This window comes from Streptomyces sp. NPDC058231 (assembly GCF_042882275.1).
In the GTDB taxonomy this organism is placed as follows: Bacteria; Actinomycetota; Actinomycetes; order Streptomycetales; family Streptomycetaceae; genus Streptomyces.
The window spans coordinates 40,985-48,857 of sequence record NZ_JBHVWN010000056.1 but is presented as its reverse complement, the minus strand read 5'-3'; the positions used below and the strand labels follow the sequence as shown (position 1 = coordinate 48,857).

Below are 7,873 nucleotides of genomic sequence, written 5' to 3'. Positions count from 1 at the left end.
GTAGCCCTTGCCCGGCACGAGTGTGTCCAGCGTGATCAGCCGCCATCCGTCCACTGTGCTTGCCCCCGCCCGCTCACCGGCCGCTCCCTCGTATGTCGTCTCGGGCTGGATGTGGCCGATGCCGAGCACGTCGGCGAATGCGGTGCGGTCGTCGTGGTTACCGGTCGTGTAGAAGACGTTCGCCCCTCGTCGGCCGGCGTAGTCGGCCAAGAGTTCACGCGCCCGTGCGTATGCCTCGCGCGAACCGTCGTCCGCGACATCGCCGGTGACCACCACCGCGCCGAGATCGCGCAGATGGCCCAGTTCGGCCAGCAGCCGGCGCAGCGCCGCAGTGCCGTCCGCGCCGTCGGCGTCAGGGCCGCCGGACCGATCGAGATGAGTGTCGGAGAGATGCAAAATCCGCATGACCTGACGCTAGCCCCCACCACCCCCGCCGAGCCAAGGCCTTTCTCACTACGCGCTCCCTCCCATCGGCCGTCCCCGGCTGCCGTGCCCCTGAAATCGAACGGCGACAGAGCTGGGCGCTGTCCGAAGTGCTGAACAACTGCTGCCCAATCTCGGGTTCTGGCTCAATTTCTGTGAAGAGTGCACGGTGAGTGATGAATGACAGAGGTCAGCCCAGGCGTCCCTTGGGAAACCTGAACTCCATGAGGAGGTCCTCAGCCCCGCTTGACACCTGCTGGAAGCCGGCCTTCTCCCAGGCGCGTACTGCCCGCAGGTTCCCTCTCGCAGGATCGACTGTCACCCGCCGCCACCCAAGGTTCCCGCCCAAGTGCGCAAGGAGCACGCGAGCGGCATCCGGTCCCAAGCCCCGTCCTCTTGCTTCCGGTCCCAACACCATGTCGATGCCGCCTTCAGCCGCTCCGGCCCGCCAGTACTGCGCGTAACCCACCGGCATGCTCTTCGCCAGCACAAGGAAGGACTCGACACGCGGCCGGCGCCTCCCCACGTACTTCTCAGCCACCTCGGCACGCGAAATCGGTAGACCGCCCCAGTGCTCGACGAAGTCCGGGGAGGCGAACCACTGGGCCAGCAGGTCCAAATCATCCTCGGTCGTCGGGACAAGACGGGTCAGCACTCCCTTGAGAACGGCTCCATCGGCCATCAGTCGCTCTCCCGCTCGGCTTGGAAGCGCACGCATGACAGAAAGGTACGGCATCACGGAAGTTGGGCCAGAGCCCGATCTCGTGGACAAAGCCACGCGGGCGAGCGGTCCGCCGCGCATGCGGGGGTCGGCCGCCCGTGCGATCGCTCGCCGTGCCCGCTCGGTGATGTGTCGGCCGCCGCCGCCAGCGCACGGCCCAGGCCGGTGGAGGGTGCGTACCTGGGGCACCCCAGGGGTGCTGCAGGAGGCTGTCGGGGGCTCCGGCCGCTGATCCGGCGGTACTGGAGAATGCCAAAAGGGCGAGCGCGACGCCGTGCCCTTACGAGGTGTTCACGCCCCCCGTGAGTGGCGCCGCGTCGAGCAAGGTGGCCGCGGCGATGCGGGCGGTCGTGGCGGCGGAGGGGTCACGGTCCATGCGCGCGGACTGCCCCGCGCCGTCGTACAACAGGTGGAGCTGCCGGGCCAGCGCCTCGGGGGCGGCGTATCCGGACGCGGTGGCCAGTTCTGTCAACAGGCCACGCACCCAGACACGGTAATTGTCGGCGACCTGGCGGATCGCGCTGTCCTCGGCCGTTTCGGCGGTGGCCCGCACGAAGGCGCAGCCGTTGTACTCGGGATCGGTGAACGCCTCGCCCAGCGCGTCGAAGACGCCGAGCAGTTGCTCGCGCGGGGTGCGGAAGCGAGTCAGGGTCCGGGTGATCCTGTCCTTCATGCGCACGTAGCGGAGGTCGAGGTAGGCGCAGACAAGGCCTTCCTTGCTCCCGAAGGTGTTGTAGAGCGACGCCTTGGCCACCCCGGCGTGTTCGATGACACGGTCGATGCCGACGGTCTGTACGCCTTCGCTGTAGAAGAGCTCGTTGGCTGCTTCGAGCAGTCGCTCGCGTGCGGACGCCTTGGTCGCGGACTTGATCGCCATGGTCACCACCCTCTCAGACAGACCTGTTCATTCTAACGCCGGAGAATTCCGTCATACCTCTGAGGCCTGAGCCGCGGGCGCTGCCTCGGAGAGGACGGCCTCCGACCGGACCACCGCCACCCGCTCCACACGGCGGCCGCTGAGCAGCAGCCCGACCGCGGCCGCGAGGGCCAGCACGATGACAGCGGCGCCGTACTCCCTGGACGTCTGGATCAGGCCGCCGCCGTGCACGACCAGGAGGCCGGCGATCACGGCCGGTACACCCAGACCCACGTAGCACACGACGTACAGCAGGGAGAGGACCCCCGCTCGCTCATGCGGCTTCACCTGCGGTACGACCAGCCTGATGCCGCCCTGGAACCCGCTGCCGAAGCCGAAGCCGGATATGGCCCCGCCCAAGAAGAATCCGATCACCGAGGGCGTACCGCCGTTGCCCGAGGCGATGGACCCCAAGGTGATCACCACACCGACGACCAGCGTGCCGACGCTGATCAGCATCATGGTCCGTGTCCCGGCACCTCGCAGGATCACGACGGCCAGACCGGCGGAGCCCGCGAGTACGAACAGGGGCAGTCCTCCCCACACCACGGAGGTGGAGTGCACCAGGGTCCGCGTGATGGCCGGTCCCAGTGCGCCGTACAGGCCGGTCAGCGCCCACACCGCGAACATCACGGGTGCGGCGATCGCCATCGATGCGCGGGCCGACCTGGGGAGCTTGAACTCGGGGACCATGCTGGCCGGCGCGCCCGCCTTGCGGCTCACCGTCTCGTTCAGGGTGAGCACGGCCAGCGCCTGCAGAACGAAGACACCGAGCAGCACCACATAGACCAGGTGGGTGGGGGCCGGCAGGTACTGCACGATCAGTCCGGAGGCGATGGCGCCGCTCGCGGTCCCCAGTGTGGGTGCGAAGGAGTTCAGGAAGCCGCCCTTGCGTGCGTCGATGTCGAGCATTCCGGCGCCGAGCGCACCGACCGCCGCTCCGGTACTCAGTCCCTGGAGGACGCGGGCGGTCAGCAACGCACCCACATCACCCGCGGTGACGAACACGACCATCGCCAGCGCCTGCACGACCAGGGCCATCAGGAGCACCGGGCGTCGGCCCACGTGGTCGGAGATTCTCCCGAAAATCAGGAGCGAGACCAGCACGGCCAGCGCGTACACGCCGAAGACGACAGTGATGGTGATGGGGGAGAAGCCCCAGTGCTGCTGGTAGAGCGCGTAGAGAGGAGTCGGCGCGCTGGACGCCGCCAGGAGCGATATGAGGATCGAGGCCAACAGGCCGATGGAGGCCTTGGGCCCCAGGCCCGAGGCCCGGCGTCGCGGGGCTGTGTGCGCGGGAGAGGGCTTGACCGGGACACCCGGAGAGACGGGTTGGCGCATGGTGGAGGCGCGACTCATGGATCACTTTCCGAATAGGGCGAAGCGGACACCCTCATACTAGACAGATCTGTCTAATGAGCGCGAGGTCCAGGTGGTGAGGTGAGTCGCATCGTCTCGGCGTGTCCGGACGGTCGCGGTGTGTTGCGAGGGGGGAGCCCCTCCTGCGCGCATGTCGCCGCTCGGCGCCGTCGGCCTCGCAACGGCGCAGTAGGACGTGGTTCTCACCGTCATCGCGATGTTGTCGCGGATGTCCTGGTCGACGAACCAGGGGAAGGTGCGAAGGTGCGGTAGCGGCGTACGGCGCTCAGGTGGCGACATTCCGCAGGGCGGCCGCGAGTTTCTTGAGGTCCAGTTCCTTGAGATGGTCGAGGAAGTACCGGCGTGTCGCGGCGAGATTGGTGGGCCAGGCCTCTTCGAGGCGCGTGAGGCCGGCGTCGGTCAGGGAGGCGTGCCAGCCGCGGCCGTCCTCCGCGCACTGCACCCGCTCGATGTAACCCTCGCTCTCCAGTCGGTGCACGATGCGAGTCGTGCCGCTGAGCGACATCTCAACGGCACGGGCGAGCTCGCTCATGCGTAGTTGCCGACCGGGTGCCTCCGACAGGTGCATCAGGGACAGGTACTCCGTGTTCGACAAGCCCTCTATCCGCGTCATCTCTGCGTCGATGGCGCGTGGCAGGGCGTAGATGAGAGCGGGAAGGGCCCGGACGACGGCCTCTTCGTCGGCGGTGAGTGGTTGCAACGCGTCTGTACGTGGGGTGGGCTTCGGTGTCATGGCGGCATGCCTCACATGTGTGCGCTAGAAGGTGCATCGGCCGACCTGGTGGCCTGGCTTCGATTTCCGCGTCAGTTCTCGTTCGAGCCCTGCATTTCCCTTCCGTGTGACGGGGGTTGGCCGGCCGAACGGCGATGGCAGTCTTCGCCTCGCGCTGGGCCTGCCCGACGGGCGTGTCGGCCGATAAGGGTCTGGCCGGACTGTGGGCGCGATGTGTCACTCCGCGGACCTGCCGTCAACCGATTATTTACTTGACGAGACAATCACTTGTGTTAAGTTGCTTGTCGAAGCAAGTATATCCAGGACCGGTTGCCAGGGCTGCATCCAGGCCCGGACGGGTCCCGGCGCCACCTCCATGAAGGGTTCAGCGTGACCAAGATCGGAATCATCCTCGGCAGCACCCGTCCAGGACGTAACGGCGAGGCTGTCGCCCACTGGGTGCTGGACGTCGCCTCGAAGCGGAGCGATGCGGAGTTCGAGCTGGTCGATCTCCTCGACTACAAGCTTCCGCACCTCGACGAGGCGCTTCCGCCGTCGCTCGGCCAGTACGCCCAGCCGCACACGCAGGAGTGGGCGAGCAAAATCGCCTCGTTCGACGGCTTCATCATGGTGACGCCCGAGTACAACCACTCGACGTCCGGCGTGCTGAAGAACGCCATCGACTACCTCTACGCGGAGTGGAACAACAAGGCAGTCGCATTCGTCAGCTACGGCGGCCAGGGCGGCGCCCGCGCGGTGGAGCACCTGCGTCTGATCGTGGGCGAGCTGCAGATGGCGGACGTGCGTTCGCAGGTCTCGCTGTCGCTGTTCCACGACTTCGAGAACTTCAGCGTGTTCAAGCCCGGCGACTTCCAGATCGAGGCGCTGAACACCACGCTGGACCAGGTCCTGGCCTGGAGCAAGGCGCTCGCCCCGCTGCGCGCCGCGTAACGCAGGTACATCAGCGGCCTGCCCGCAGCGGCCGCGAAGCGCGTGGCGGTCACACGCCACGCGAGTGTGACCGGCGGGCTCGCACAGCACTGTCCGAGCCTGCTGGTCGCACGTGCCCGGAAGAAAACGGCGGAGACGTCTGTCCGGATCGCCGTCCGCATACGAGCTGACGAACTGTCACGGCGAGGCAGGCCGGTGAGAGTGCGCTGTTCACCCAGGCCGAAGCGCTGCTGCCGGTCGCCGTTCGGACCTCAGTGCGCGGGAGGAGAAGGCCATAGCGGCCAAGATGCACCCGCATCGGGAGCGTGAGAGCGTGTTGGTTGGAGACTGTGGAACGAGGGGGCCCTCCGGCGGCCACGTTTCGGTGTGAGTTGGAGTGAGCCTGCGGTCACCCGATGCCGCGGATGGTCGGCGGCGTTTTCCGCATGCACGTCGGGGTCCATCGTCGAAGGGCGGCGGGTGCGCCGACCAGAGGGCTTCCCGCTGTACCGGAAGTCCGCAAGCGGAAGAACCGAGGTGCGATGAACGCCCAGGAAGTGACATACCTCCCCGAAGACACCGCCCTGTTGATCATAGATCCGTACAACGACTTCCTGTCGGAGGGCGGAAAACTGTGGCCCCAGGTCAAGGAGGTCGCGGAGGAGATAGGACTCCTCGACCACATGCGAGCAGTGCTGTCTGCAGCCCGCGAACAGGGCTTCCACGTCTTCATCGTGCCTCACCACCAGACGGCGCCGGGAGATTACGAGACCTGGGACCACCTGTCTCCGACCCAGCAGCATGTCCTTGAGCGGCAGACCTTCGCGGCCGGCAGCTGGGGGGCCGAATGGCACCCGGACTTCGTGCCTCAGGAGCACGAGCTGGTCATGCGCCAGCACTGGGCATCGAGTGGCTTCGCCAACACGGACCTGGACATGATGCTGAAGCAGCACCGAGTTCAGAAGATCGTGATCATCGGTATGAAGGCCAACACGTGTGTCGACACCACCGCCCGCTTCGGGCAGGAGCTGGGGTATCACGTGACGCTCATACGCGATGCCATCGCCTCTTTCTCCTGGGACGAGATGAGGGCGACGTTCGACATCAATGCACCCGCGTATGCCCATGCCATCTTCACTGCGGATGAATTTCTGAAGGCCCTTCAGAAAGCCGCGTAGGCCGACTTGTCCCGAGCCGGCTGCGGGCGACGACCGCGACCTGGTGTTCGGCTGCCATGTCCTCGAAATCCAGGCCCTGTCCGGCGAGCATGTCCACAACCTCGCGTGGGGCGGCTACTGATTGCGTTTCACCGTCGGCCCGTGGGTGCAGCTCCAGAGTGTGCCCACCACTACGCGGCGCAAGGCAGGACGATCTATCGGACCAGGGCCCACAATGAGAGCGGTTTTCGCAGACTGATCGCAATACTCGGCGCGCTCCCAGGTCCAGTTGGACCGGTCCGGCACGATCAGGGCAGTTCGATCAGAACCTTGCCGACGGCGCTCTGCTCCACGGCCGCGTGGGCGTCGGCGATCCGCTCCACCGGGAAGCGGTGCAGCGGCAGACCCGCTTGCTCGCCGACTTGCAGCGCGCCATCCGCGATCGCGGCGGAGACGGCCGCCACCGCATGGTCCTTGGCCGACGCCGGGACGGTGTAGATCATCACGGCCTGCCAGCGCAGGTTGCCGAACATCAACGGCAGCACCGGAAGCCCGAGCGCGTCACCGCCGTCGTTGGCGTACAGGGCCACCGTCCCGTTGGGGGCGAGCACGGCGACGTCCAGCTCGGCGTTGGGGGCCGGGGCGACCTCGACGACCACGTCGACACCGTCCGGGGCCACCGCCCGGATGGCCGCCGCGGTGTCCCCTGCGCGGTAGTTCACCACGTGCTGGGCGCCGGCAGCCCGAGCCAGGGCCGCCTTCTCGGGACTGCTGACGGTGGTGATCACGGTGGCCCCGGCCCAGCGGGCCAGCTGGATCGCCGCGTTGCCCACCGCTCCGGCGCCGCCGGCCACCAGCACCGTACGGCCGGCCAGACCGCCGGGGCCGAGCCGCTCAGGAGCCCCCTCGGCGACGGTGAGAGTGCGGTGCGCGGTCAGCGCCGGGATGCCGAGGCTGGCTCCGAGCTCGAACGAGGCGTTGTCGGGCAGCGGAACCGCCTGCCGCAACGGTAGGACGACGTACTCCTGCGCGGTGCCGTCGGCGCGCTGCCAGGCGGCCTCCCAGATCCAGACCCGCCGCCCGGCCCAGGTCGGGTCGACGCCCTCTCCCAGAGCGTCGACCACGCCGGAGCCGTCCTGGTTGGGCACTTGCTCGACGCCCTCGGTGTGCCCACGCGACCCCCTGCGTGCCTTCCAGTCGGTGGGATTGACGCCTGACACCCGCACTCTGACCCGAACCTCGCCCGGCCCCGGCTCGGGCATCGGACGCTCGACCAGCGCCATTACTTCGGGGCCGCCGGTGCTCCGGTACACGATTGCCTTCATATCCTGCTTCCTTCGTCGTAGATGTCACGATAAAGCCGGAATCCGTAATCGCCGACCCTGTCCTGCTTCGGCGCTCCACGGAGACGAGCGCCGCGCAGACGCCCCCGCGATTCGCCCGAAGGGACCGCGGCGGTGTTGCGGGTGGGCTTATGCGGGCCCACGCAGAGCACGACGGCGGGGGTGGTGTTGACGGGCGGGTCTGGATCTGGATCGTTGTGGGGTGCAGGGATCGCACCCGTCAATGGTCTTGCTGTTGTGTCGGTGGGGGTGGGTAGGTTCCGAGCATGGGAAAGACGTCCGTCGTAGTCC

Annotated in this window: 8 protein-coding genes; 2 read left to right on the top strand and 6 right to left on the bottom strand. The window is 67.5% G+C overall.

Features of this window, described 5'->3' with window-relative positions:
• The 5 genes from ACFVXE_RS29050 to ACFVXE_RS29030 form a co-directional block, all read right to left on the bottom strand.
• Window positions 1–405, bottom strand: a 405-nt coding sequence (locus ACFVXE_RS29050) for a metallophosphoesterase (protein WP_389675555.1), incomplete at its 3' end; no start/stop codon positions are given.
• 208 nt (window positions 406–613) lie between these two features.
• The gene (locus ACFVXE_RS29045; protein WP_389675553.1) at window positions 614–1,105 is read right to left on the bottom strand and encodes a GNAT family N-acetyltransferase; all 492 of its coding nucleotides are present in this window, start codon (window positions 1,103–1,105) and stop codon (window positions 614–616) included.
• A 319-nt stretch (window positions 1,106–1,424) separates the two neighbouring features.
• A complete protein-coding gene (locus ACFVXE_RS29040) occupies window positions 1,425–2,021 on the bottom strand; it encodes a TetR/AcrR family transcriptional regulator (RefSeq protein ID WP_389675552.1) in 597 nt (198 codons plus the stop codon).
• Window positions 2,022–2,072: 51 nt separating this feature from the next.
• Window positions 2,073–3,296, bottom strand: a complete 1,224-nt coding sequence (locus ACFVXE_RS29035) for an MFS transporter (protein WP_389675551.1) — start codon at window positions 3,294–3,296, stop codon at window positions 2,073–2,075.
• Between the two features lie 409 nt (window positions 3,297–3,705).
• On the bottom strand, window positions 3,706–4,173 hold the full coding sequence (locus ACFVXE_RS29030; protein ID WP_389675549.1) for a MarR family winged helix-turn-helix transcriptional regulator: 468 nt from the start codon (window positions 4,171–4,173) through the stop codon (window positions 3,706–3,708).
• A gap of 369 nt (window positions 4,174–4,542) precedes the next feature.
• On the opposite strand from ACFVXE_RS29030, the gene ACFVXE_RS29025 reads away from it, so the two are divergent.
• Both ACFVXE_RS29025 and ACFVXE_RS29020 read left to right on the top strand, forming a co-directional pair.
• Complete coding sequence (locus ACFVXE_RS29025) at window positions 4,543–5,103, top strand: NADPH-dependent FMN reductase (protein WP_389675548.1); 561 nt, start codon at window positions 4,543–4,545, stop codon at window positions 5,101–5,103.
• Window positions 5,104–5,624: 521 nt separating this feature from the next.
• Window positions 5,625–6,260, top strand: coding sequence for an isochorismatase family cysteine hydrolase (locus tag ACFVXE_RS29020; protein WP_389675546.1), 636 nt, complete (start codon window positions 5,625–5,627; stop codon window positions 6,258–6,260).
• A 287-nt stretch (window positions 6,261–6,547) separates the two neighbouring features.
• Here ACFVXE_RS29020 and ACFVXE_RS29015 read toward each other — a convergent pair whose 3' ends face one another.
• Window positions 6,548–7,564, bottom strand: coding sequence for an NADPH:quinone reductase (locus tag ACFVXE_RS29015; protein ID WP_389675545.1), 1,017 nt, complete (start codon window positions 7,562–7,564; stop codon window positions 6,548–6,550).
• Between the last annotated feature and the right edge of the window lie 309 nt (window positions 7,565–7,873).

What these genes read in the sequence shown, in the direction of transcription:
- ACFVXE_RS29045 (WP_389675553.1), bottom strand. Translation starts at nt 1,105, where the DNA reads ATGGCCGATGGAGCCGTTCTCAAGGGAGTGCTGACCCGTCTTGTCCCG.
- ACFVXE_RS29040 (WP_389675552.1), bottom strand. Translation starts at nt 2,021, where the DNA reads ATGGCGATCAAGTCCGCGACCAAGGCGTCCGCACGCGAGCGACTGCTC.
- ACFVXE_RS29030 (WP_389675549.1), bottom strand. Translation starts at nt 4,173, where the DNA reads ATGACACCGAAGCCCACCCCACGTACAGACGCGTTGCAACCACTCACC.
- ACFVXE_RS29020 (WP_389675546.1), top strand. Translation starts at nt 5,625, where the DNA reads ATGAACGCCCAGGAAGTGACATACCTCCCCGAAGACACCGCCCTGTTG.
- ACFVXE_RS29015 (WP_389675545.1), bottom strand. Translation starts at nt 7,564, where the DNA reads ATGAAGGCAATCGTGTACCGGAGCACCGGCGGCCCCGAAGTAATGGCG.